The organism is Nitrospira sp. T9 (assembly GCF_052156535.1).
Classification (GTDB): Bacteria; Nitrospirota; Nitrospiria; order Nitrospirales; family UBA8639; genus Nitrospira_E.
Map to the genome: position 1 here is coordinate 155,014 of NZ_JBQKUP010000038.1, position 23,847 is coordinate 178,860.

Genomic DNA, 23,847 nt, shown 5'->3' on the forward strand with positions numbered 1-23,847 from the left:
GCTATATTAGACTATATTATTGGTTGGCTGCAGCAGATATGGCTCTGCCACTCATGATGACCAGGCAGATTTGCCCTCTATTGGCACGGGCAATGGGATTCTTTTAACTGGCCAAATGATTGAAGGGATAAGCCCGCGGTAAAACAGGCAGGGATCATTCAGACGATATTCCCTCAGACTCATTTTTTTTCATGGTTATTTTTATTATCCCATGAGCGGAGGATCTTCTCGATCTTCTCCGGTCAGAACTTCGGCTTCTGTTTCTTCCAGGCTTTCCATTTCACTGACCAATCCCAATAACACCTGTCGTCTTTGCTGCAAAGATTTTTGTAAAAGGTCTCGGGAGGTCGGTTCTTGAGCAGACTCAGGAAGATTGACCAAGGCTTCGGCTTCTGCCATGGTGGCAAAATTATAGGCCGCCATTTTTCCTTCTCTTCCGTCTACCCGTTTCAATATCTCCTCAGTCTCACGATCAAACTGGTCCAATACTTTGGTATCGACCGGGGATTCACTCAGGTTCTCCAACTTTTTCAATTGCTGTTTCAATTGATCTACCCGGGAAAAGGCAGAAAATGATGCATTGGTGTTTGGCATAACAACAGACTCCCTTCGATTAGGTCGGATTTTTTACATTGAATAAATTTTTGAATTCAGGTCCTGCCTTTAACAATTCCGGCCTCATGCCCAGGACGCTTCCTGCCTTTTTGCCGAGGAATAACATAAATCCAAATTCAAATGCTCTTGGGCAATCCGGATAGCACCCATGACCCGGTTGACGGCCAGAGGACGACCGGCCGTTTGAATAGCACCAAAACGGGACACCTCAGGAACGAATGGTTCAGAAGTTCCACCTCCCAATACAATCGTTTGGCCTTTAAACCCGGCAGATTTCAGATCCCTTAAAATTTCTATCGTATCAATATACGGGCAATTACCATCCAGGATGATGATATCTGGAGGGGTTTGTCGAAGGTGCATCCGCAAATTTTGAGTCGGGGAAATTCCCATCGCACCTTTCCCCATTTTTCGCAACCGGCCTGTCATCATCTCTACAAATTTTTGGTCCTCTGTCACAAGAAAAATCATCTGCGCCTCCTTCATCCATTCATGACAAAATCAGCCTGCTGCTTTTTAGTGCATTTCGATGGAATCCGCCACTATCAAAAACCCTTGACTGTGCCAATTTCGTGGTTCCTTCATAGTTAACCTACCTTTACAGAGGGGTCTTTGGAGGATGCTGGACAAAGTGCTGATGGACCAACATATTTTATCTATTTTAGTGAGTGGAATAGGAATTTACATTGAACAGAGCACCCTGCTTCTTAAGTGAATGTTAGTAAAAAGGACCTATGAATCCGCCGCACGATGGAGGTCTCTATGCCGGTATCCTTTTTAATGACTTTTTTCGCTTTCATCTTCATCCTTGAGCCCTGTTCCCAAGCTATGGCTTTTTCCCCTAACCAGGGCTCCTACAAAGCGAGTGAGCTGGTTGGAAAATCAGTCAAGAATTTGCAAGGCGAGGATATTGGGCAGATTGAGGAACTGGTCATTGGAAGCAATGGAGAAGTCGGGTATGCCGTTTTATCCTTTGGAGGGTTTTTAGGTATGGGAGATAAGCTCTTTGCTGTCCCCTGGGCCTCGCTTGCCCACCAACCGGATCGCGAGTATTTGACTCTGGATATTCAGCCGAAAAAATTAGAAAAGGCCCCAGGCTTTAATAAAAATGATTGGCCGGACATGAAGGATGAAAAGTGGAAATTCCTCATATGGGAATTCTACTCAACGACGGATCAAATCCCTCAGAATTTCAAGGCCCGGTAAGGCTGTGGGGGGCCATGGGCCGAAGCGGACAAGAATGAAGGGACATCAGCCATAGGTCACTTATCATCCTCACATCTGTACAAGAATGAAGTCTGGAAGAATAAAAGGAGTCATCTTGGCATTTTTAGCCGGAGGTTTTGCCATGGGGATCGGTGCACTCTATTCCATCGGAAGTGCCGACCTGCCTATTCAAGATCAGCAACCTTTACAATTCAGTCATCGGCAACATGCGGGAACGTTGAATATCCATTGTCAATTTTGTCATCGGTATGCCACACAATCTCCCGTGGCCGGTGTGCCCTCCATGGCCTTGTGCCAGACGTGTCATGAGTCCCTTTCTGCAACGACACCGGATATGGAAATGCTGCAGATCTATTGGAAAGAAAAACGGCCGATCCCATGGGTCAGACTGCAGCGGCTTCCGGATCATGTCTACTTCACGCATGAAATGCATCTGTTCGCGGGCCTGTCCTGTACCTCATGCCATGGAAATGTTGCCCGCATGTCGAGCACCCCGAGAGCTCCCACCTATGAAATGGGCTGGTGTTTGACCTGCCATGAACAACGAGGGGCCTCCCACGATTGTTGGACCTGTCACAAGTAAAAGGACACGGCCATGGACCTATACCGCCGGACTTTATTTAAGATTCTTGGACTGACAGCAGCCGGGTCATCTCTGCCGGGATGTGAGCGAGAGGTGCATAACCTGGTGCCCTATCTGTTGCCGGACGAGGATATTGTTCCCGGAGTGGCGAATTGGTATGCCTCCACATGTCAGGAATGCGAAGCCGGTTGCGGGACCTTGGTTCGCGTCATGGAAGGGCGCGCAAAAAAAATTGAAGGCAATCCCAAACATCCGGTCAATGAGGGAAAACTCTGTGCCCGAGGACAAGCCGCTCTTCAGGGTCTGTACAATCCCGACCGCCTTCAAGGTCCTCTCAGACGTGAAGGCAAACGAGGTCAAGGCCAATTCCGTCCGATCACCTGGGAAGAAGGTCTAGCAGAATGGGTGGAGCAACTCGGAACGCATGCCGGAAAGTCCGCCATGGTTGCCCGTCCGATGTCAGGCACAGTAGCCAGCCTGTTGACCACAATGATGGATTCCCTATCCGGTCGTCTCGTGATGTATGAATCCACGGGGGAACGGACTCTCAGAACAGCCAACCATCTCAGCTTTGGAACCCATGCCCTTCCATATTATGACCTGGCAAATGCGGATTACCTCTTGTCATTCGGTGCGCCATTCCTAGAACACTGGCTCTCACCAGTATCCTTTGGTGTGGCCTATGGAAAATTCCGGCAGGGTCGTCCGTTGGTTCGAGGTCGTTTCATTCAGGTGGAGCCACGTCTATCGCTCACCGCGTCGAATGCGGATCAATGGATTCCACTTAGGCCGGGAACCGAAGGGTTACTGGCGATGGGCATTGGACAGGTTTTATTACGGGATGGCCTGACAGGACTTTCCTCATTTCACCGGCCATCTTTTCACCACACCTTTTCTGCTTTCTCATTGGAAGATATTTCGGCCAACACAGAAGTCTCGCAAGAGATCATTACTCAAGTGGCCCATGAACTGGCATCAGCGAATGCTCCGCTTATTCTGGGTGGAGGTCCGGCTGCGGCCCAGACCAACGGCACATCAACGCTTATCCTCATTAATGCACTCAACGTGATGATCGGCGCTATTGGGCGACGCGGCGGACTCCAATGGATAGAACCTCCAGACTCGCCGGTGGACCTCGCCCGATCCGAGCTGGCCAGTGAGCGCACGATGATGGACTTGGCGAGGGAATTTGAGCAAGGTTCCCGCACGCTGCTTCATGTATATCGCGCCGATCCTCTTTTCACCCTTCCACCGTCACTGAAGTTTGAGCGGGTGTTTGACCATGCGCAGTTCATCGTGAGCTTCAGTTCCTTCCTGGATGACTCGACGCTGATGGCTGATCTGATTCTGCCGGATCATGGCCCGCTGGAATCGTGGGGTGATGTTGTTCAACAGGATACGACCCCCGTGCCGACCTGGAGTGTATCGCAGCCTGTGGTGCGTGCTCTCTATGACACAAGGTCCATCGGTGATGTGTGGTTGGACGCCGCTCATCGAATGGGCGGATCTCTCCGTGAACGGGTTCCCTGGAATACCCTTCACGATATGCTGAAGAGCCGGTGGCAGACTGTCCTTACGAAGCATGATTCGCCACAGTCATTTGATACCCGCTGGAGAAAGACTTTGCAGCAAGGCGGGTTGTGGCCTTCCAACATCCCCATGCGTCAGATGAACCCGGTCCTACCCTCCGTCACCTATGAACCGCCACAATTCCTGGGGAACTCCTCCGACTACCCTCTGTATTGTTATCCCTATCCGTCTTTGGGATTGCATGACGGGCGTGGGGCCAATCGTCCCTGGCTTCAAGAATTGCCGGATCCTTTGACCACCGGCATGTGGGGAAGTTGGATTGAACTCAATCCAACCACGGCCCAGGCGTTAGGAATACATCCTGGCGACCGGGTTCGAGTCACATCGGATTATGGATCGATCGAAGCGTCCGTCATGGTGTTTCCAGGTCTGCATCCGGACATGATTGCCGTTCCCATGGGCCAGGGGCACCGTGCGTACGGACGATATGCCAAGGGGCGAGGAGTGAATCCCATGGTCTTGCTTGGCCCAAGTTTTGATCAGCAATCAGGATCTTTGGCCACAGGCGGGACGCGCGTTCGTGTTGAGCGTATTAAAGGCGGATCGCGGTTGCCGATGTTGGAGCAGTCCGGAAAGAACCCTGTCTTCGGGCGTATACAAGAAACAGGAGGTTTGTAATGAGTCAAGATCCTCAAGCAACAAATGAATACTCAAAACAGGCGGCATCCCCCTATAAATGGGAAATGGTCGTCGATCTGGACCGGTGCTCCGGATGTGAAGCCTGTGTGGTGGCGTGTCATGCCGAAAACAATATTCGCATTTCCGGGGAGGAGGAAGCGGCCGAAGGGCGAGCGATCAATTGGATTCGCATTGAGCGATATTGGGAAGGAGACTATCCCAACGTCAAAGCCAAATTCCTTCCGGTCATGTGCCAGCATTGTGACGATGCTCCCTGTGAACCCGTCTGTCCCGTCTATGCTTCGTATCACACCCCTGAGGGGTTAAATGCTCAGGTCTATAATCGTTGTATCGGTGTTCGATACTGCGGGAATAACTGTCCCTATGTCGCCCGTCAATTTAATTGGTTCGACCCAAGTTGGGACGAGCCGTTGGCGGAGCAGTTGAATCCGGATGTGTCCGTCCGATCCGGTGGCGTGATGGAAAAATGCACGTTTTGCGTGCAACGAATTCGAAGTGGAAAGGAAGCGGCCCATAAAGAAGGCCGCCGGGTCAGGGATGGAGAAATCACACCCGCCTGTGTGCAATCCTGCCCCACATCCGCCCTGATATTTGGTGATCGGAATGATCCTGACAGCCGGGTGTCTCACTTGAAGAAGAGCCGGAGGGGATTTCATCTGATGGAATCTCTGGGTACGCATCCGGCCGTGACGTATTTGCGGAGGCTGTCGGAATGACCGACCGACCAAAGGTGTGGGAGGAAATGCCCAAGATCAACCGGGACCTTCTCTCGCCGCTTCAGACCACGACCTGGACCTATTATCTCTGGGTAGGCGTGCTGTCCTGCTTTGTCGCAGCGGGCGCAGGAGCCTGGACCTACCAAATTCAGACCGGAATCGGACAAACCGATTTGCATCATCCCATTTTCTGGGGATCCTATATTGCCTCGTTCGTCTTCTGGATCGGCGTCAGCCATTCCGGAACGTTTATTTCCGGTGTCTTGCGGTTAACGAATGCGGAATGGCGTCGCCCTATCACGCGAATGGCTGAGCTCATGACCGTTGTGGCCCTTCTCGTCACCGCGTTATTCGTGTTCTATCACCTGGGTCGGGTCTGGCGGTTTTATTACCTGATTCCATACCCCAATCAACGGGAACTCTGGCCGAACTTTCGATCTCCGCTGATGTGGGATGCGACAGCCATTTTTACGTATGCGACGGCAAGCACCATCTATATTTATCTGCCCTTAATTCCCGACTTTGCGCTGGCTCGGGATCGAATTCACGGTTGGAGAAAAACGGTGTATCGCTGGTTGGCGATCGGATGGCATGGATCTCAAGCGCAGTGGCGCACGTTGGAAACGGCCATACGCATTATCACGCCCTTGATCGTGATGGTTATGATTTCGGTGCATTCCATTGTTGGTTTTGATTTCAGTATGGCTCTCGTGCCCGCATGGCATTCGACTATTTTCGCTCCCTATTTTGTGGTCGGCGCGGTGCATTCAGGCCTCGCGATGGTGTTGATTGGTCTCTACGTTCTGCGGAAAGTGTATCATTTGCAAAATTATGTTCGAACCGAACATTTTGAGAAACTGGGGAAATTGTTGCTCGTCACGACCCTGGTCCTGGCTTATATGTATTTTGCTGAGCAGTTAACGATCTGGTATGGCAAGGTGCCGGATCATATTGCCGTGCAGAATTCTCTCCTCTACGGAGCCTATGCCGTCCCGTTCTGGTTCATGGTGAGTTGTATTTACGTCGTTCCTCTGCTGACGCTGGTATGGCCTCGTTTTCGACAATGGCCGGTAGGACTCATGATGGTGGGGTTGATCATCAATCTCGGTATGTATATAGAGCGCATGCTGATCATTGTCCCTCCCCTCGCCCATCCGAGACTGTCATTTCAGTGGGATGAGTATTTCCCTTCGCTGATCGAACTCGCCATTCTGGTTGGAACGTTGGCCCTGGCTCTCTTGTTGTATTCCCTTGCGGTGAAATTCGTTCCGGTGATTTCAATCTGGGAAGAAAAACTGGGGAAAAAACATGCCCAAGAACACTGAGACGGCAGACAGACAGGTGGTGCTGGGATTATTCGATCCGGCGATTTCTCTCCCTCCTGTGCTTGATCAATTACGACGCCAGGGCATTCCCGATATCCTTATGGAAATTCTCTCCCCTCTTCCGCTGGAATCCTCTCTGCTCAATAAACCGGTTCGCATTCCGCTCCATCGCCTGACCATTATCGGCGGGATTGTGGGAATTGGAATCGGCCTTTTTTTCGCCGCAGGAACCGCGCTGTTGTATCCCTTAATGACGGGCGGAAAACCCATTGTGAGTATTCCGGTAGTAGGAATTATCTCCTATGAAACTATGATGCTGATGGCAATTGTCGTGACCTTTTTTGCGGCGGCGATCAAAATTGCCTTCGTGCAACAGTCGGGCCTTCGAAATGATCCGCGCATTGATGAGGGGTCGGTCGGTCTATCAATTCAGGTTGGGAATGACACAGCCAAGGCTCATTCCATTTTCCGCCTGCTTCAAAAAGCCGGGGCTTCTGAAGTGGAAATCCGGACCATAGCGGGTAACTTAAGGACCGAGGAAAAATGCTGAACCATGTTGATTGGAACCGCTCGTACCGTTTCCTGAGTTGGATTCTGTTGGCTGGACTATTTCTATGGGGATGCTCGGAAGATATGGAAGAACAACCGTCGTTTTCTCATCAAGAAGCTCCCCGGGTACATTCACCGCCGGAAAGCTCTCCGAATATGACGCCATTTTCCCTTGCGACATCTCCGCTGGAACAGACAAACAATTCGCTCGATGGCGCACGGCTCTTTGCCATCAATTGCGCCCATTGTCATGGACAACAGGGAATGGGTGACGGACCGGTGGCCGGGTATCTGCCGGACCTGCCGCCCAATCTTCACGCTTCGGCGGTGCAACAGAAACCGGATGAGGGGCTGTATACCATTGTCACCCATGGAGAAAATGTGATGCCCGCGTTTGAACCATTTCTTTCTCAGGAAGAAAGATGGGCCTTAGTGGCCTTTCTTCGGACTTTTTCGGATCATGCGCCATCCGCCAGTCTCTTGCTGCAGAAACCGGATACGTTGATTTTATTAGCGTCTTTGGAAATGTGGTGAACAGAATGACGAGTTCAAGCTTTTGGATCGGCTTTTTCAGTTTGGCCCATATTACCCTCGCGAGTCTTGGTGTGGGATTCATGGTTCTGGCTCCCATCGCGGAAGGATTGGGACGCAGTCGCCCTTATTTCACGGATTTTGCGTATCTGGCCACACGATTTACGCTGGTGACGTATACCACCAGCATTGTGTTGGCTGTCTTTATGCTGGAATTATTCATCGGACTTTTCCCTCTCACAAATAGCTATCTGTTTAACCGCTTCCGCTATCCTTTGCATCTGGCTTTGATCGTGTTTTTCATTCAAGTGTTGTGTCTGTATCCCTATTATCATTTTTGGGATCGGCTTCGTTCGAAAAGTATTACCTGGCATATCACGTTGGGAACAGTCGCCGCCGTACTCATTCTGATATGGGGTGGAATTCTTGACGGGATCGGTTCATTTATGATGACTCCTGTTCAGGGCGATAATGGATGGGCAAGGCTCTGGAACCCGACATGGGTGCCCTTGATGGTCCATCGATTCTTTGGAAACCTGGTCATCGCCGGATATGTCATGGCGGCGTATGCCGGATGGCGTCTTTGGAAACATTCCGGTCAAAATAAGGATGATGCCTATTACCTCACACTCATCAAAACAGGCATGGCCATCGGCATTGTGAGCCTGATGATTCAGCCGGTTTCCGGTTTCGTCTTCGCGCAACACATACAGAATGCACAGCCGGATATTCTGCAGGACCTCTATGAAGGCCAAACGGTTCTGTTGGTGATAGGGCAATTTACCCTCCTGGCCCTACTCCTGTTAGGCAGCCATCTCATTTTTCGCTCGGTTCATCTGGAGCGGGAACATTCCTACCGGGCTGAGATATTTTATGTGCTGACGGTCGTGTTGATGGTCGTTCTGGCGCCGTATCCTTTGTATCGGCGTATCGTGACTCTTCTCGTGCTGCTTCAAACGGGTTGGTACCTTTGGTATGTGTTTCCTGTTTGGATGCGTGGCTCAACGCCCTCACTCAACAAGCCGTTCATTCATTTCATCGCCATGGCCCTTGGTCTGGCCGCGCTGGTTCTCTATTTAACAATGGGAACCATCCGGGAAGTGTCAAGAGGTCCCGATACCATTCATGGAATTATCAACAATCAGACGGAATCGACGTTTAGAAGCCAAACATTCCCATGACTCTTGAGCCACTGGAAACTTCTATTACCGTCGGGCGTGTGGCAATTGCCGCTTCTGCCCTGACTCATACTTTATTTGCCACCTTTATTGTGGGTTCATCCTTGATCGGAGCCGTGACGGCAACATTCAGCTATTTCACTGAAAAAGAATGGTTCCACCGGTTGGCCGAGCTGATTGCATTTGCATTGGTGATTTCCACTGCGAGCATTTCATTCTTTGGCGTCGTTCTGGTGTTTGCTCTGAACATCTATTGGCCTCAATTCTGGCACCGTCTGTTTCACGTCATGTTTTGGCCGTTTTTGGGAGAGGCCGCATTGTTTTTGGGAGAAGCGATTTTTGCCTATGCCTGGTATTACCTTTGGGAATGGGGACGGCATGGGTGGAGACAAAAGGTGCACTTGGCCTTTATATGGCTTGCCGCAGGCTGTGCCTTAAGTGCCATGTTTATGATCGATATTACCGCTTCCTATATGCTGACCCCGGATCCTATTCATTCGGCATGGGAAAATGTGTTCAATCCCACGATGATTCATTTGGATCTTCATCGGTGGTTTGGCAATCTGACGTGGGCGGGTTTTGCCCTGGGTGGGATCTGTGCCGTACGTTATCTGAAATCTACAACCGATACAGATCGCAACTTTTTCCAAAAAGGAGGAAGTTACTGTTTTGTCATTGGCTATGGAGCTCTGCTGGTCATGCCGGTGGTGGGGTATCAATATTTGCTTCATTTGCGATATGGACAACCCCAGGCCTTTTATACCGTAATGCTAGGAGAACGTTCGTGGCTTTTTGATGTCGTGGCGTTGTTGTATGGATTATTAATACTGGTCGGTTCTCTGTACATTATGCAGATGGTTCGGTCGCAGTCAAAACCGCCTCCATTTTTCATCGGATTCAACCCCTTGTCACTCATGGTCATCGTGATCGCCACAATGATGTTGGCAATGCCCTATCAATTGCAGCATATTCCTCTGCTTAATCAGTTGACCGATCAGGAAATTAATTCCTTGGGGAAGATGCAACCGTATAAATATTTTGCGCTTTCAAGCCTTGTGGTCTTTGGATTCGGACATTGGCTGTACTCCTTGCGGGTGTTTGGGCGAATGCCACCCGCCACCGTTTCGAGATCCGCGTCAGGAGCTCCGCGAAGGATGGCGGGTATGTTGGTGACGTTGGCAGGGTTGACGGTGATCATTCTCTTAGCCATGGGATGGGTACGCGAATCCGCACGGGCAGTCAACGGATACCTCATTTATGGTGAGATGCGGTTGGAGGACGAAAAATCAACGTATCAAGCCTCCCCTTCCGACAATGGTATTTTTCCCCAAGAGATTCCTTACGATTCCTTTGAGCAATAATCCAAATCCTCCATTTTCCGCGGGAAGGGCAGAGTTTTGGCCGATTGCAAGTCTGACATTGGCGTGTGAAGAGACTTCAAATCGTTATACATCAATTGAAGATGACAGAATCATCGGAAGTTGGGGGAACGGGCGTTGGCCGGCACATCACGGGATCCGTCGACTTTATGTGTTTCCGCACTTCAAGTCATCGACAGTATTTTCCGCATGGGGCATGACTTTTTTAAACCGACCTTCCTGAAATATTTTCCTCCGAAACAATCCCGACAGCGTGTCCCTGATTATTTAAGACGACCAGGCAACTCTTATGCATCCGTTTGAGAAGTCGGGTCATCTCATCGACCGTGAGATATTCGGAACAGGTCATGTCTCCGGCCATCATGGCATTTCGAACCTGAGTTTTCGTGAGATCCCAGCCACCAAGAGTACTTTCTATATCTATGTTCTGGTGAGTGAGAATTCCCACGATCCGGTTGTGATCAACGACAGGCAAACGGCTTAAACCGAGTCGTTTCATAGACAGGACGGCCCGATCTAAATATTCATAGCCGTTTAAGACCTCTGCCACGGGAGTCATAATATCCTTGACGATCATCCTACTCCTCCTTCGTATTTTATAAACATGCTTCTTATTTCTCACTTAGTACTTCCTTCCATCACCTGTCACCGGTGGACCTTACCACGAATACGTGACAGGACGACCCTAATAAGAACCCTGGTGTTTACTTTGTTGTCTATAGTCCTCAAACTGAAAATCCCCTTTCGTCTCACTGGGCACTAACCGTGGGGGTTCTGAAAGAATGATCTATTCTTTTATTTTTACAAAGTCGAATAAGGTAAGCTCGTCAGTCATTCGCTATACCGGATGGGAGGAGTCATAAATGGAGCTATCAACGGTAGAGGAGTTGATTGCACAACAAAAGTGGACTGAATTGCGAGAGCTGTTGAACGGCCTTCCGCTTCCAGAGGCAGCTGAGGCCCTGTCGAATACCCCCAAAGCGGCCCGCGTCCTCGTATTCAATTTCCTTTCTCGTACTGATTCCGGTGAACTGTTTTCATACCTGACGCCGGAAATTCAAGCTTCGTTATTGACCGAACTCACCGACAGGGAAGCGGGTGAATTGTTGGCCAAACTGAGGCCTGACGATCGGACAGGAATACTCGAGGAATTGCCCGCCAACGCAATCAGCCATTTACTCACCCTTTTAGGTCCTGAAGACCGGGAGGAAGCACAACAGCTCTTGGGGTATCCCGATGAAAGTGTCGGTCGATTAATGACTCCCGACTATGTATCTGTGCTTCCCGCCTGGACCATCCAACGAGCCCTGACCCATATACGTTGGAAAGGCAGTGATTGCGAGACAATTTCTACCATCTATATCACAGATGAAAATGGGAAATTATTAGATGCGTTGGAGTTACACCAATTTGTATTAGCCGATCCTTTGGAGACAGTCGAGAGCATCATGGACCACTCCTTTACCTCACTCTCGGCCTGGGACGATCGGGAGGAAGCCGTCCGCATGATGCAAAAATATGATCTGTTTGCACTTCCTGTCGTTGACATTAACGGCATTCTACTCGGAATCGTGACAGCCGATGATGTGTTTGATGTGGCCGAAGAAGAAGCGACGGAAGACATTCAAAAAGGAGCAGCCGTCGAACCGTTGAAAACCAGTTACCGGGAATCGGGCATCTGGATGCTCTATCGCAAACGCATTCCCTGGCTGATGGGGTTAATTCTGGTCAACCTGACTGCTTCCAGCGTCATCGCCGTGTATGAGGAAATCCTAGCTTCCACACTCGTCTTAACATTCTTTATTCCCATGTTGATGGGAAGCGGGGGGAATACCGGCGCACAAGCCGCCATGCTGATGGTTCGATCCCTGGCCATTGAGGACGTGAAAGCCTCACAATGGTTGAACACAGCCTGGAAAGAGCTAGCTGTAGGGAGCACTCTGGGCTTCACAATGGGAATCGGTGCGGGTTGTATCGGTTATGCATGGGGAGGGATAGTTGTGGGCGTAGGTGTGGGATTAGCAATGGTTGCAGTCGTTGTAGTCTCCAATCTTCTCGGAGTATTATTTCCTGTCCTCTTGACCAAATTAGGTATCGACCCTGCCGTCGCTAGTAGCCCCATGGTCACATCTACGACGGATGTGACGAGTCTTATCCTGTATTTTTCTATTGTCCGGTTGGTAATCGATAAACTGCAAGGAGTGGGAATGTAATGGTCGCACCCCCGCGGAGCAAGGAACAAGAACACCCTGTGTCCTGGAGCGTCTAGCCGTGGACGTTCTGGATGAAGAGGTTCCGAATTTGTCCAGTTTTGAGTTATAAGGACTATAGAGTAAAGTAAAGCCCATCGAATTATTCATCTTGGATAAGGCCAAACACCGGTTAAGGGAGAAGGCGTACATGCTGAAATTTTTCTTAAAGGTTCTGTTCTTTTCCGCTCTGATCGTCCCTTCGAGTTATGCGGAGGAAATCGGAAGTGTGGATACAAAATTCAATTTTTTGGGTCCTGATCACAAAATTGTGATTGAAGCATTTGATGATCCCAAGATTGAAGGAGTCACCTGCCATCTGAGTCGAGCGAAGACAGGAGGATTGAAAGGCATGGTTGGTGTCGCTGAGGACACTTCAGATGCCTCAATTGCCTGCCGCCAGGTCGGTCCCATTCGCATTGTTGGTGAGCTTGAAGAAGGAGAGAAGGTGTTTCACGAGAGTCGATCACTGATTTTTAAAAAACTGCAGGTGGTCCGATTCTTTGACAAGAAGCGTCAGACATTCATCTATCTCGTATACAGCGATAAAGTGATCGAAGGCTCACCCAAAAATTCGATCTCGACCGTGCCGATCAGTTCGTGGTCAAATCCACAACAACGATAAAGGAATACATGCCAATTGGCATACATTTTAATGTCTCGTCGTATTGCCAATGCTCTCTCCGCATATGCTGTTGATTGAGGTCTGTTAAATTCATGTGCACTCTCACAATGACTTTTCCATAAATCCCTCCGGCATGAGGCGCCTAGCCTAAAACTACCCTTCGCATCCCGGAATTCCAGGGTTTCGCATAGGACCCTTTTCCTCCAATTTCGTGTATACAGAACGAAAAAGCTACGCGTTTCCCATCATTTCAATAGATGTATTCCAGTGGTCTTCTCCTAAATGGGGTTAGACGGATGTAAACACCGGTCGAGGTCAATGTTTGGCCTGAGAGAGAAATCGGGATATTGGGATAATTTCAACACCCTCGGTTAATCCAGATGAAAAACATTTTTCGACAAGGCTTCATAACTCTTCCTGTAAGGGTAATGTTATTAATGTTGGCCTTGCCATCAGTTGGTTTGGCCGCAGTGCACCAGACTATCATTACGGACAAGGATATTACCGTCGCTATTGAAAGTCGTTTACTCGTCGATCAGACGGTCCCCTCAAATGGCATTGATGTCCATACAGATAATGGAGTCGTTATGCTGTCGGGTGAGGTCCCTACAATGCTGGCCAGGGAGCGTGCAGGAAAAGTTGTTTCCAGCATTCGAGGAGTTCAAGCGCTTATCAATACCATCGCCGTGAGCCCTACCAGCCGGATTGGCAACGAAGAACTGCGATTCAAGGTGTATGCCGCCTTGGCCTCAGATCCGGCATCAGACTCTTATGAAATTACCGTACAGGTGAGGCAGGGTCGCGTCATGCTGACTGGAACAGTAGAAAGTTGGCAGGAAAAGCAATTGACTGAGGAAGTAGTCAAATCGGTAAAAGGTGTTCAATCTCTCAGAAGCCGGATTACCGTGAACCCGCCGGCTTTTCGTCCCGACTCAGAAATCGAAGCGGAAATTTTCCGCCGCCTTCAATCCGACGTCTGGGTCCATGAAAGCCTCATCGGCATCATGGTCGACCAGGGGCATGTGACGTTAACCGGTACGGTGGGGAGCCTGGCTGAAAAGAATAGCGCCTATAGAGATGCCTGGGTGGGTGGGGTTAAAGACGTCAATGTGGCCCCACTCAAAGTTGAATGGTGGGCACGGGACAAAATGCTTCGTCATCGCAAAGATGTATTCACATCAAACACCCATACAGCAGAGGCGATACGGACAGCCTTCACATATGAACCCCGCCTTCAGGATGTTGACATCGACGTGCGTGTTGTCGAAGGCACGGCTTTCCTTACCGGAATTGTGGATAACCTGGCCGCTAAATACGCTGCGGAAGAGACGACACGGAATACGGAAGGCATTTGGCGGGTACGCAGTTTCATTAAAGTTCGTCCTCCCGTGCGACTTACTGATCGCGATCTGGAAAAACGGGTCCGGGAAGCGTTCAATCAGCATCCTCTCATCGATCGCTACGAAATTAAGATTTCAGCCAATAGTGGAAAAGTATCTCTCGAGGGATACCTGAATTCTCCTACCGAAGTTTCCCAAACCCTTCGCGCCGCGGCAAGAGTAAAGGGCGTCATCAATGTCGTGAATTACCTCCAAATCCAATCGCCTGATAAATTGGATGAGGAAATTTGGGAAGAGATCAGACGTGCATTTTGGTGGGATCCGGGTCTTTTTGAGCAGGATATTAGGGTTACCGTCTCCAATGGCACCGTCACCCTCAAGGGAACCGTTCCTACTATCGTGGAATGGAGACGAGCTAGAGAAGTCGCCAGGAATTCGGGAGCCGAACGGATTCGTAATCGTTTAAGAGTGCGGTATGGTCCTGATTTTCATTCTACCTAAGGTGCATTATTTTTTCACCCACTCAAAAAGGAGTATTAAGAAAGGAGAGTATGTATGCAACAGAACTTTTCACAAAAATCATTCATCTTCTTCATCACCACGATCCTTTGTGTTTTCTCTTTTTTGAATATATCATTCGGGAAGACCATGAATTTTCAACAGACACCTATTCCTCCCGTGGCTCTGATAAAGGATGTTCAGCAGAATCACGAACCCTATATTAAAGATGTCCACCAAAAAATAGAGAAATCACGTAAGCTTCTAAATGACCTAACAAAAATGCGGACGCATGCCACTAGCGAAGAGAGAAAAGAGGAACTCTATGCTCCCGTGATGAAGCTGACAAAAGAATTGGAGCATGCGGAACGTGTTGCTGAAAATCTCAATGTCAGTGATCCCAAAGGGTGGCAGAGGAACAAAACAGAAATGGATGCGGTGCTAGCGGATTTGGAAGTCACATACAACAAAACATCGCCGCTCCTGAATGGTCCAAACTAGATACCTCCAAGATGCCGTTTCTCAAACCCAGTTTGCTGCGGCATCAGGAGAAGAAGGAATGAACAGAGGCTATCAAAATTCTACCTTGGTGGCGAAAAAGTCTCCATCGGTTGCTACAATGAATGGAATGGACGCTGACGTTGTGAAGGAAGGGTTTGGGACTGGAAGGTGCTCTCACTCATATCCATCAAAATCTCCTTGGCGCTGCTGTGATTTTGACAGAAGGAGCGCGATTTCAATTAATATGTCGCCTTAAAAAAACTTACTATTCTGAATAGTTTTAGGCCGGGGAATCGGGAATGAAGGACGTGCCAGTATCTTCACATTGATATCTCCCTTCATGCCCGATGATCCGGCTGATTAAAAAACCTTTAGCGGGTTTAAAAAGTTCAAGTAAGGAAAAGAATAGTGATTCCTCCCAAATAGACAAGCAAAATACAAAAACTTTCGAATCCGATATTGGCGATGCCATGTTCCTCCCGACGCAGCAATCCAAGCAGTAAAATACCGTTCATGAGCATAGTTAAGGCGATCAGATAGACTTGCTGATTCGTCGTAGCATGATAAATCGAACCGTCTTGAAACGCGAAATCGGAAAACGCGACCAGCAGCGTGTCAAAGGTATTGCCTCCTATAATTCCTCCTACGGCAAGCGTCAGCGCTCCCCTACGCACCGCGGCAAGTGAGGTGATCAATTCCGGCATAGAAGTACTCATGGTCGTGAAGACTCCCCCCACAAGCGTTTCAGAAAGTCCGGTATGAGTCACAAGAGAGACGGCTGAACGGGCAAGAACCCACCCGGCCGTTCCAATGAGCACGGCAGAAGCCGTGAACGCCATCAATAATTTCGGAAGATTTTCATGACGGTTGCCTGTCTCCGGTTCATCGGGTTTCGTGTGGGGAGTTAACTTGGGACTCCATAAGGGCTCAACATGGGAATGATGCACCAGCCGAAGACCAAAAAGATATATCCCGACGACACAGGGAGTGACCGGATGCACATTCCACAGGCTGAATTCAGGCCCCACGATGGCGAGTAAAATGAGCGAGAGCATGCTCATGAGGAGCACCCCGTTCATGAGATTGGCGGAGGACGCGGCGGCATGCTCCAGATTGGCATGCCGATAGGTCATGTCGGCAATGGCCAGAAATGCCGTTTGTATGGCAATGCCTCCCAGGGCATGACTCACCGCAAATTCAGCATGACCACCCCATGCGGTTGTCATGGAAGTAACAATGCCCGGCAAGGATGTACTGGCCCCCAGAAAAACGGCGCCCGCAAGCGCCTCGCCAATTCCTGTTCGATCAGCCAGCCGGTCTACCAATTGAGTGAGTTTCCAGCCGACCAGTCCGATGACCGCTGTGGACAAGAAAAAAAGAGCCAGGCTAAGAGTGAGAGACCAACGCTCCGATTCCAGTGATAAGATCCTATTGGGTTAAAAGTTTGGAATTGAGACCAATACCGCTTCCGTTGATAGGTTCCAGGCACTTCTGAACTACAGTGATACCTGAGATATGTGAATAGTGAAGGGTATTGTTCACCAAATTAGTTGTCTCGACAGAGGTCAGGTTCAACATCACTCAAGAAATTTAATGCCTCTGAACCTTACGGCTGAGTCCATCGTGCCGGGAATCCTCGAACATCAACATGAACGAATGGCCCTCGATGTGGTTTGGGTCCATAAATTCCTAATCCCCCGATAAAGGGTCGATACCAAGTTTCACGAGCCTTCTTCTTTACAATATCGGCCAGGACAATGGCATCAGTGATCGTGGCTTTACCGTCATGGTTGACATCATCCATATAGTTGTCCTCATCCACATCCACAAAAAAATCGGCTGCGCCACCATAAAGATGACGACTGTATTTGGTCCGGTTTCCAATGGAGTGGTTATAAAACGGGGTGCGGAAACCGCTCATAATATGAAGCGTCGACGTTGAAATCCCTTCTTGATTGAAGGCTTCGAGCATCATTTCCAATTTGAGCAACAGTCGCTCTCTTACCAGCAGATATTTCGGAAAGCCGCTGGGTTGTTTTCCCAAAAATTGCCCTAGCGTAAAATGGGGGGAAACGGGTACATTCCGATTGTTCTGCGTCACCTCAATAAAGCCCTGAGGCCGATTGTACGTCGGATTATCTTTTAATGGCTTGTGCTGATAACGACCGATTCGATAGCCGTTCAACTTTTCACTATCATGAGCAAACGGCACCATGACAAACACATTCAATGTCATGATGGAATTGGTGGTCGTGTCGGTAATCATGATGGGGTACATTCCCTGTTCCTGGGGGGCCTTCCATTTCCATCGTTCTCTCGCATATCCCTCAAGGACCCCAGCCTCACTGGAGACCGCAAAAGAGCTTTGCGGATGAGTAAAGACGCATTCTAACTCGATAGTTTGGGATGGCATGACATAAATTCCCAAGACCCGATAAGGATTCACTTCGTCTTTAACCTTGACGGAAAACGATAGACGTTCCGAATCGTATGGCGAACCCTGTGTGGCGGCTGCAGGATCATGAGACAGCATGACCACCATAATTCCTCCTCCGCACCACATCATCATGAAGATACGACTTAACCATACAGACATATCATTACCCTGCAGAATGTTGACGAAATAGATTGATTGGATTCTTGGCCAGAGATAGGAGGGGCCGCAAGGCAGCCCATAAACGATCGTCGTGACCGTAAGGATCATGACGGAATTGAAGCGTTCCGTCCTGAGCCACCCAGACCGTAAAATACAAAATATACACCGGTATAGCTTGAGAAAGTTTAATGACACGCCGCTCTGAACTTTCGAGTGCAAGCACGATATCCTTTTGATTCCACTGTTCATTCAAAAGAAATGCCGCCAAATCCGTCGGTCGTTCAACGCGGATACAACCATGGCTAAAATCCCGTTCGGACGCATCGAACAAATGATCGGCAGGTGTATCGTGAAGATAAATGGCATGATCATTGGGAAACATGAACTTAACCAATCCTAGCGCATTATTCGGGCCCGGTTTCTGCCGAATACGTATTGTGCCGTTTTGAATGTTTTCGGAAGTCAGGTGAGCAATGTCCATGGGCTGTTCATCCACGTCTACCACTTCAAAATTTCTTTCAGCGAGATAGGTTGGATCTTCTTGAAATTTTGGAAGGATTTCATCCCGGACAATGCTGATCGGGACATTCCAATATGGATTGAATACCAGATATTCCAGAATGTCAGTGAAAATGGGAGTTTGGGTCATCGGCTTTCCTACGATGACCGGCATCTCCAATTGTGATGTTCCGTCACGATAGGCCATGAGTCGAAAATCCGGAATATTCACTACTATATAGTCCGGACCCAATGTTCTCGGCATCCAACGGCGCCGCTCCAAATTCACCAACAGCTGTTGAATACGTGACTCGACCGGGATATTCAACGTATGTAATGTGGTGGGTCCGACTATTCCGTCTACGGCTAGACCATGTCGGGATTGAAATTTTTCTACTCCCTCCATCACTTCCTGATCGAAAATTTTCGTATGATCGGCCCCTTCTTTCATATCTCCTGTCGCAGCCAATCGCCTTCGTAGAACTTTTACTCGTTCACTGTTTGTCCCTTTGAGAAGCAACGGTCCATCGGGAATAGCCGGCCACCCGCCCTCGGCCTTAATTGTGAGATATTCTTCAAGCGCATGCAGTAAGGGCTTATAACCTTCATGGGCCCCAGCTAAGGAATCCAAGGTTGCCGTAACCCCCGTTTCAAGGGTTTGCAGCATTATGCGAGTGAGGAGTGGTCTCTCATCTTGCAAATACCACTTTTCGTTGGTTTGGCCCGGGGTTAAACGTCCCGACGTGACGTGATCCAACATTTTCAAAAAATTTTTCGAAAGGACGACTTCCAATCTGGCAAGAACATTCGTTCGGAATACCGGACGTTCTTCAGAGAACAATTGGTTGGTTCGTTGTAACCACTGGAGTTCAGAATAATCATAGTCGGTCGGGTTTAATCCTAATTGTTCGGCTCCCTTTAGAATCTGAAGTAGCGTTTGTCCCTCTGCATTCAGCTTTTGTGATTGCGAGAGCCACAACGGCTCATACTGCCGGTCATCATATATCTCAGTTAACTCCGTCCGGTAGCGTTCCGGCATGTCATCAATTAGGTCTTCCAGAACATGGGGGATGGCAATTTCTTGACCTTGGGCACTTCCCACCATTCCTAATCCAAGGAACACATATAAACTTATACTTGATAAAACCGAGATTTTCCCACGCTTCATTTCCCCACTTTACGGTATCACTCGAACGTCACACACTGGCATTAACCCTGGAGGATATCTTCTTGATCCCCTAATTCCGCATCCACCCAGCCTCCTGACCGCCAACTTGGACAGAACGCAGAGCCCCTCTGCCCAGCTCCACACCAATAGTCAATTTCAATACGATCAGCTTCTTTTTCTGACCATTTCCAGGGTTTTTGAGGGTTTGCCATCGGATATTTCAGAGTTAATTTCCAACCATCACAGCGATGAGGCAGTCTCATCGCATTCACAATTTACACATCCAATTCCAGAAAGGAGGTTTGTGATGAACCGGTCTTATGCACGACCATTTTTAGTTGCAGGAGTACTATCGTTGTTGGGAATGCCGTGGGGAGGCAATGACCATGAGATATCAAAGATATCCACCGTCCATGCCGCCCCCTGGATCGCGCCTGCCCCCCAGCAGGAATTGTCCGCACAATGGGTTCAGGATGTTGCCCGTGAGTTTCGTAAACCACAAATTCGTAACATTTTTATGAACATCCCAGGGGGGTCCCCTCAATCCACAATTTTGGATTTATTAAATGAAGCGGCTGTGGGATTGGAGAATGGGGAGCCCGGTTATGCACGTCACCTGGTTCGCAAAGCGGTCGAGGTGCTGGATCGAAGTGCAGGACGAGGGTGGTATACGGAATCGGACATTCAACCTATCCAGGCCATGATTTTAAAATATGCCAAACGGGGTTTTTCTGAGGCCGATCAGAATTGGCAATCCCGAAATAGGTCGAATAGGGAGATGTCTTCCAATCGGTCACAGGATGATGGCGTAAGATTATTTAATCCGGATGAACCGAATTTTTCCGCCAACCGGTGGGATGGGTACACCAGCGATCATTGGCAAGGAAGCGGAGGCAGCTACGACCGGGTTCAAAAACGGAATATCCGGCAAAATACGCAGAATTTTGATCGTACCCGAAATCGCACATCGAAATCTTCGTTCCGGGACAGGGAACACAATGTAAGAAATCAGGATGAAAATCGCCGAATGGAACGCGGAGGCACCCAGCGATACTATTCTGACGATTTTTATTATTCGGATTACCCTTGGGAAGATCGTGGGAGAAGGGGCGAATCTTCAAGACGTGACCGTGATTCCTACCGTGATTCCCATAGAGACAAGATGCCTTGGTCAATGGAACAGGATCGACGTGCCCATGCCCGTGGAAAGGAGAGGTTTTACAGCGAACAGTCTATGGACCGCGGACAACAAAGACCCTATGACCGTGGACCCGGACAGGATGAATATTTTGAATCGACCACCAGAACCCAGTCCAGGGGATTCAATCGCTAACCTTCACCACTTTAGTTAAGTCAAGGAGGAACCTCACGATGAAATTGTTACATACGTTACATCGAACATCTTTAGCCATAGCATTTCTGATGGGTGTAGGCGGAGCACCAGGCCTTGCCCAAAGCCAAGTCGTCCATGACGATTACGACATGAATCCCTATTATGAGTACGACCCATATTATGACTATGATCCATATCTCGATGATCGTTTTGGGTACGATTATGATTACGGATACGATTATGATGACTACGTTTTGACGGATTCGGAACTTCGTCAACGTATCAAGTTAAATTTTGCCATGAGCCCTTTTGTTGATGATGACAATGTTCGGGTATCCGTTAATCGTGGGGTCGCTACGCTTTCCGGCTCAGTGGAAGATCGGAGCGCCATGATCGATGCTCAGGAAATTGCGTATGATTCGGGAGCCTGGAAGGTTCGGAATAAACTTTCTCAACGTGAGACTGAAGAGCGCCCATGGGCCGACATGGGAGACAGAGAACTAAAAAAGGAGATTGAGGATGAGCTGTGGAGCAGTCCATTTGTCAATTCAGACAATATCTCGGTCGGAGTAAGAAACGGAGTAGCCACACTGTATGGTGGGGTCGAGAATAAAGGTGAAATTGCGGACGCAGTAGAAAATGCGTATGAAGCCGGCGCAAAGCGGGTTAAAAGCCGTTTGTGGGTTGATCCGGACGTTTCGTAAGAGGTAGGTCCTTACTCTGGAAAGGGAGAAGTTCTCCATTGGGGCAAGGCATCTACTCGACGCCTTGCCCCACGAGGGGATGTCTCACGCATTTCCGGGTTCGATGCAAGCAAAAAACAAATTAAGCAGACAAGAAGGGAGAAAGCATGAGCGAATTAATCGTCGTGGCTTTTGCTGATGAGACAAAAGCGGAAGAAGTACGGAAACTACTTTTTACCATGCAGAAGCAATACCTTCTTGATTTAGAAGATGCAGTCGTGGTCGTGAAAAATCAGAACGGGAAAGTCACCATCAATCAAACTTACAATTTGGTTGCCTCCGGGACGGTAGGAGGAGTGCTCTACGGAGGTTTATGGGGTCTATTAATTGGCGTGCTGTTTTTTAATCCCATACTCGGGTGGGCCGCGGGAGGACTGGCAGGAGCCACAGCAGGAAGTATTACCGGGTGGTTAACGGACATTGGCATTGACGATAATTTCATCAAAGAATTAGGAAACACTATTCAACCGGGACATTCCGCTTTATTCCTTCTCCTGAAAAAAGTGACACGGGATAAAGTGATTAATGAATTGAAACGGAAAGGCGTGGAGGGAACGATTTTGCAAACATCATTATCCACCGAAGACGAAGCCAAATTACAAAGTTTTCTTACATCGAAAATTCATCGTGTGGAGCATGAGGTGCAATAAGACATTCTTGCCTTTCTCCGCAATGCTCTTCGGGGAACTAATTTTCAAGCCGCCAACGGTCGCAATTCCCCAGGAAGGGTTATTCTTGGCACATTTCTATGAAACGAATGTCATGGGTCATTTTCTTTGTGGGCACAATGATACTCCTTCTCCAGGAACTGGCAGGAGCGGAGTCCAAGTTCAAGCCTCTCTCCCAAATTTTGGCAAATGCCAAATTTTCCATTACTCGCCCATCCGGCCTGTCACCCACATTTCCAACCCGAACAGGCAGGGCGGGCATAGAAAGCTGCCTTCATTACACACCCGCACCACTACTCTCTCCGGAAAAATTGTTTGTTCTCGGAGAAAATGAAACACTCTCTCTTGCTGAGGATATCGAACATTTTTTTTCGAACGTGCAAAAGCTTCTGACCGTGAAGGCACGAAGTATTGAGACGACCCAAACTCCGCCGTGGTGGCAGATCTCTCAACACTCATCGATTGCCATAATGAGTGAACCAATGAACGACCATGAGCGCCTGGGGTTCATGGACTACTGGGGATACGAGCCAACCCAATTGAAGATTGCCGCTGATCCGGTCGTACTCATTGTTCATCTTTCAAATCCGCTTATTCAGCGGGGAATATCTCAAAAGGAAATAGATGCTATCTTTTCTCAAACCCCTTCACGAGAAATTCCCCCAATGAAGACATGGAGTGATCTGGATCTCAAAGGAGATTGGCGTTCCCGGTCAATAATTCTGCATGGCTATGATGCATCAGTCAGCTTGCATGATTTCTTCAAATTTCAGGCCCTTCAGGGGAAGGACTTTCATAATCGCGTTCATCGACATCCCAGTTCCGGTCAGGTCGTTTTTGCTGTGGGGAAAGAAAAAGGGGCTCTTGGATTTACGAAACTCAGCTCGGTTACGCCGCAGGTAGGAATTGTTCCATTACGGGAAAGTTCCAAACAATTACCTATTGACAAAAATTCCAGGTTGAACACGGCATATGCTTTTACACAGTACCTGTACGGGTATCTGAACCTAAATCCGCAAACACATCCGGACGAGGCGGCAATTGAATTATTCAAGTTCCTCTATAGTCAACAGGGCCAAGCCTTCTTGAAGAATCGAGGTTACGTATCTCTTCCCATTACAATGATTTCACAAGAATGGAACCAACTGAAAAAGGGATCAGACAAGAATTTTCCCGATTTTACAAAAATGTGCTCCACTCCATTTTCAGGGAGGGGATTTTTCTTTTCATCTCTCTTGGTTGAAAACACAAATCCTCTCCTGAGCTGAGAAACCGAAAGAATACAGAGGCGTACCC

At 48.8% G+C, this 23,847-nt stretch carries 23 protein-coding genes; 17 read left to right on the plus strand and 6 right to left on the minus strand.

Annotation, left to right across the window (positions count from 1 at the left end):
• Positions 1 to 204: 204 nt before the first annotated feature.
• Positions 205 to 594: a hypothetical protein gene (locus tag ACTRXD_RS14570; protein ID WP_312746274.1), complete on the minus strand. Its 390-nt coding sequence runs from the start codon at positions 592 to 594 to the stop codon at positions 205 to 207.
• A gap of 84 nt (positions 595 to 678) precedes the next feature.
• Positions 679 to 1,086 carry a hypothetical protein gene (locus ACTRXD_RS14575; protein WP_442432522.1) on the minus strand — a complete coding sequence of 136 codons (408 nt, stop codon included), beginning with the start codon at positions 1,084 to 1,086 and terminating at the stop codon, positions 679 to 681.
• Between the two features lie 291 nt (positions 1,087 to 1,377).
• Here ACTRXD_RS14575 and ACTRXD_RS14580 point away from each other — a divergent pair, with 291 nt between their 5' ends.
• The 9 genes from ACTRXD_RS14580 to ACTRXD_RS14620 all read left to right on the plus strand — a co-directional run bounded on the left by ACTRXD_RS14580 (position 1,378) and on the right by ACTRXD_RS14620 (position 10,314).
• Positions 1,378 to 1,821 carry a PRC-barrel domain-containing protein gene (locus ACTRXD_RS14580; protein ID WP_442432523.1) on the plus strand — a complete coding sequence of 148 codons (444 nt, stop codon included), beginning with the start codon at positions 1,378 to 1,380 and terminating at the stop codon, positions 1,819 to 1,821.
• A gap of 115 nt (positions 1,822 to 1,936) precedes the next feature.
• Positions 1,937 to 2,425 (plus strand): cytochrome c3 family protein, encoded by a 489-nt coding sequence (locus ACTRXD_RS14585; protein ID WP_442432524.1) that lies wholly within the window; start codon positions 1,937 to 1,939, stop codon positions 2,423 to 2,425.
• A 12-nt stretch (positions 2,426 to 2,437) separates the two neighbouring features.
• Positions 2,438 to 4,633: a molybdopterin-containing oxidoreductase family protein gene (locus ACTRXD_RS14590; RefSeq protein ID WP_442432525.1), complete on the plus strand. Its 2,196-nt coding sequence runs from the start codon at positions 2,438 to 2,440 to the stop codon at positions 4,631 to 4,633.
• A complete protein-coding gene (locus ACTRXD_RS14595; RefSeq protein ID WP_442432526.1) occupies positions 4,633 to 5,370 on the plus strand; it encodes a 4Fe-4S dicluster domain-containing protein in 738 nt (245 codons plus the stop codon). The genes ACTRXD_RS14590 and ACTRXD_RS14595 overlap by 1 nt, the downstream gene beginning before the upstream one ends.
• Positions 5,367 to 6,695: an NrfD/PsrC family molybdoenzyme membrane anchor subunit gene (nrfD, locus tag ACTRXD_RS14600; RefSeq protein ID WP_442432527.1), complete on the plus strand. Its 1,329-nt coding sequence runs from the start codon at positions 5,367 to 5,369 to the stop codon at positions 6,693 to 6,695. Before ACTRXD_RS14595 ends, nrfD begins: the two co-directional genes overlap by 4 nt.
• The gene (locus ACTRXD_RS14605; protein ID WP_442432528.1) at positions 6,679 to 7,245 is read left to right on the plus strand and encodes a quinol:electron acceptor oxidoreductase subunit ActD; all 567 of its coding nucleotides are present in this window, start codon (positions 6,679 to 6,681) and stop codon (positions 7,243 to 7,245) included. The genes nrfD and ACTRXD_RS14605 overlap by 17 nt, the downstream gene beginning before the upstream one ends.
• Positions 7,239 to 7,778, plus strand: coding sequence for a c-type cytochrome (locus ACTRXD_RS14610; protein ID WP_442432529.1), 540 nt, complete (start codon positions 7,239 to 7,241; stop codon positions 7,776 to 7,778). The genes ACTRXD_RS14605 and ACTRXD_RS14610 overlap by 7 nt, the downstream gene beginning before the upstream one ends.
• A gap of 5 nt (positions 7,779 to 7,783) precedes the next feature.
• Positions 7,784 to 8,956 (plus strand): cytochrome ubiquinol oxidase subunit I, encoded by a 1,173-nt coding sequence (locus ACTRXD_RS14615; RefSeq protein WP_442432530.1) that lies wholly within the window; start codon positions 7,784 to 7,786, stop codon positions 8,954 to 8,956.
• Positions 8,953 to 10,314 carry a cytochrome ubiquinol oxidase subunit I gene (locus ACTRXD_RS14620; protein WP_442432531.1) on the plus strand — a complete coding sequence of 454 codons (1,362 nt, stop codon included), beginning with the start codon at positions 8,953 to 8,955 and terminating at the stop codon, positions 10,312 to 10,314. The genes ACTRXD_RS14615 and ACTRXD_RS14620 overlap by 4 nt, the downstream gene beginning before the upstream one ends.
• A 223-nt stretch (positions 10,315 to 10,537) precedes the next feature.
• On the opposite strand, the gene ACTRXD_RS14625 is transcribed toward ACTRXD_RS14620, so the two are convergent.
• Positions 10,538 to 10,909 (minus strand): CBS domain-containing protein, encoded by a 372-nt coding sequence (locus ACTRXD_RS14625; protein ID WP_442432532.1) that lies wholly within the window; start codon positions 10,907 to 10,909, stop codon positions 10,538 to 10,540.
• A gap of 286 nt (positions 10,910 to 11,195) precedes the next feature.
• Between ACTRXD_RS14625 and mgtE the strand changes: the two genes are divergently transcribed.
• The 4 genes from mgtE (at position 11,196) to ACTRXD_RS14645 (ending at position 15,545) form a co-directional block, all read left to right on the plus strand.
• Positions 11,196 to 12,545, plus strand: a complete 1,350-nt coding sequence (gene mgtE / locus ACTRXD_RS14630) for a magnesium transporter (RefSeq protein ID WP_442432533.1) — start codon at positions 11,196 to 11,198, stop codon at positions 12,543 to 12,545.
• Between the two features lie 187 nt (positions 12,546 to 12,732).
• On the plus strand, positions 12,733 to 13,206 hold the full coding sequence (locus ACTRXD_RS14635) for a CreA family protein (protein ID WP_312746241.1): 474 nt from the start codon (positions 12,733 to 12,735) through the stop codon (positions 13,204 to 13,206).
• A gap of 437 nt (positions 13,207 to 13,643) precedes the next feature.
• On the plus strand, positions 13,644 to 15,047 hold the full coding sequence (locus ACTRXD_RS14640; RefSeq protein WP_312746239.1) for a BON domain-containing protein: 1,404 nt from the start codon (positions 13,644 to 13,646) through the stop codon (positions 15,045 to 15,047).
• 54 nt (positions 15,048 to 15,101) lie between these two features.
• A complete protein-coding gene (locus ACTRXD_RS14645; protein WP_442432534.1) occupies positions 15,102 to 15,545 on the plus strand; it encodes a hypothetical protein in 444 nt (147 codons plus the stop codon).
• Between the two features lie 389 nt (positions 15,546 to 15,934).
• Here the strand turns inward: ACTRXD_RS14645 and ACTRXD_RS14650 are convergent, their stop codons facing one another.
• The 3 genes from ACTRXD_RS14650 to ACTRXD_RS14660 form a co-directional block, all read right to left on the minus strand.
• A complete protein-coding gene (locus ACTRXD_RS14650; RefSeq protein WP_442432769.1) occupies positions 15,935 to 16,972 on the minus strand; it encodes a sodium:calcium antiporter in 1,038 nt (345 codons plus the stop codon).
• Positions 16,973 to 17,151: 179 nt separating this feature from the next.
• On the minus strand, positions 17,152 to 18,141 hold the full coding sequence (locus ACTRXD_RS14655; protein ID WP_442432535.1) for a hypothetical protein: 990 nt from the start codon (positions 18,139 to 18,141) through the stop codon (positions 17,152 to 17,154).
• A 4-nt stretch (positions 18,142 to 18,145) separates the two neighbouring features.
• Positions 18,146 to 19,744, minus strand: a complete 1,599-nt coding sequence (locus tag ACTRXD_RS14660; RefSeq protein ID WP_442432536.1) for a L,D-transpeptidase family protein — start codon at positions 19,742 to 19,744, stop codon at positions 18,146 to 18,148.
• A gap of 370 nt (positions 19,745 to 20,114) precedes the next feature.
• Between ACTRXD_RS14660 and ACTRXD_RS14665 the strand changes: the two genes are divergently transcribed.
• From ACTRXD_RS14665 to ACTRXD_RS14680, 4 genes are all read left to right on the plus strand, one after another.
• Entirely contained in the window at positions 20,115 to 21,140 is a 1,026-nt protein-coding gene (locus ACTRXD_RS14665) for a hypothetical protein (protein WP_442432537.1), read from the plus strand.
• A 38-nt stretch (positions 21,141 to 21,178) separates the two neighbouring features.
• Positions 21,179 to 21,844, plus strand: coding sequence for a BON domain-containing protein (locus tag ACTRXD_RS14670; protein ID WP_312746226.1), 666 nt, complete (start codon positions 21,179 to 21,181; stop codon positions 21,842 to 21,844).
• Between the two features lie 146 nt (positions 21,845 to 21,990).
• Positions 21,991 to 22,533 (plus strand): DUF1269 domain-containing protein, encoded by a 543-nt coding sequence (locus ACTRXD_RS14675; protein WP_312746224.1) that lies wholly within the window; start codon positions 21,991 to 21,993, stop codon positions 22,531 to 22,533.
• Between the two features lie 98 nt (positions 22,534 to 22,631).
• A complete protein-coding gene (locus ACTRXD_RS14680; RefSeq protein ID WP_442432538.1) occupies positions 22,632 to 23,819 on the plus strand; it encodes a PstS family phosphate ABC transporter substrate-binding protein in 1,188 nt (395 codons plus the stop codon).
• Positions 23,820 to 23,847: the final 28 nt, after the last annotated feature.

Bases quoted from the DNA above. Each gene is read 5' to 3' on its own strand.
- ACTRXD_RS14645 (WP_442432534.1), top strand. From the start codon at position 15,102: ATGCAACAGAACTTTTCACAAAAATCATTCATCTTCTTCATCACCACG.
- ACTRXD_RS14675 (WP_312746224.1), top strand. From the start codon at position 21,991: ATGAGCGAATTAATCGTCGTGGCTTTTGCTGATGAGACAAAAGCGGAA.
- ACTRXD_RS14655 (WP_442432535.1), bottom strand. From the start codon at position 18,141: ATGTCTGTATGGTTAAGTCGTATCTTCATGATGATGTGGTGCGGAGGA.
- ACTRXD_RS14640 (WP_312746239.1), top strand. From the start codon at position 13,644: ATGTTGGCCTTGCCATCAGTTGGTTTGGCCGCAGTGCACCAGACTATC.
- ACTRXD_RS14670 (WP_312746226.1), top strand. From the start codon at position 21,179: ATGAAATTGTTACATACGTTACATCGAACATCTTTAGCCATAGCATTT.
- ACTRXD_RS14660 (WP_442432536.1), bottom strand. From the start codon at position 19,744: ATGGTGGGAAGTGCCCAAGGTCAAGAAATTGCCATCCCCCATGTTCTG.
- ACTRXD_RS14665 (WP_442432537.1), top strand. From the start codon at position 20,115: ATGAACCGGTCTTATGCACGACCATTTTTAGTTGCAGGAGTACTATCG.
- mgtE (WP_442432533.1), top strand. From the start codon at position 11,196: ATGGAGCTATCAACGGTAGAGGAGTTGATTGCACAACAAAAGTGGACT.
- ACTRXD_RS14580 (WP_442432523.1), top strand. From the start codon at position 1,378: ATGCCGGTATCCTTTTTAATGACTTTTTTCGCTTTCATCTTCATCCTT.
- ACTRXD_RS14590 (WP_442432525.1), top strand. From the start codon at position 2,438: ATGGACCTATACCGCCGGACTTTATTTAAGATTCTTGGACTGACAGCA.
- ACTRXD_RS14635 (WP_312746241.1), top strand. From the start codon at position 12,733: ATGCTGAAATTTTTCTTAAAGGTTCTGTTCTTTTCCGCTCTGATCGTC.
- ACTRXD_RS14625 (WP_442432532.1), bottom strand. From the start codon at position 10,909: ATGATCGTCAAGGATATTATGACTCCCGTGGCAGAGGTCTTAAACGGC.
- ACTRXD_RS14615 (WP_442432530.1), top strand. From the start codon at position 7,784: ATGACGAGTTCAAGCTTTTGGATCGGCTTTTTCAGTTTGGCCCATATT.
- ACTRXD_RS14620 (WP_442432531.1), top strand. From the start codon at position 8,953: ATGACTCTTGAGCCACTGGAAACTTCTATTACCGTCGGGCGTGTGGCA.
- ACTRXD_RS14610 (WP_442432529.1), top strand. From the start codon at position 7,239: ATGCTGAACCATGTTGATTGGAACCGCTCGTACCGTTTCCTGAGTTGG.
- ACTRXD_RS14575 (WP_442432522.1), bottom strand. From the start codon at position 1,086: ATGATTTTTCTTGTGACAGAGGACCAAAAATTTGTAGAGATGATGACA.
- nrfD (WP_442432527.1), top strand. From the start codon at position 5,367: ATGACCGACCGACCAAAGGTGTGGGAGGAAATGCCCAAGATCAACCGG.
- ACTRXD_RS14595 (WP_442432526.1), top strand. From the start codon at position 4,633: ATGAGTCAAGATCCTCAAGCAACAAATGAATACTCAAAACAGGCGGCA.
- ACTRXD_RS14605 (WP_442432528.1), top strand. From the start codon at position 6,679: ATGCCCAAGAACACTGAGACGGCAGACAGACAGGTGGTGCTGGGATTA.
- ACTRXD_RS14680 (WP_442432538.1), top strand. From the start codon at position 22,632: ATGAAACGAATGTCATGGGTCATTTTCTTTGTGGGCACAATGATACTC.
- ACTRXD_RS14570 (WP_312746274.1), bottom strand. From the start codon at position 594: ATGCCAAACACCAATGCATCATTTTCTGCCTTTTCCCGGGTAGATCAA.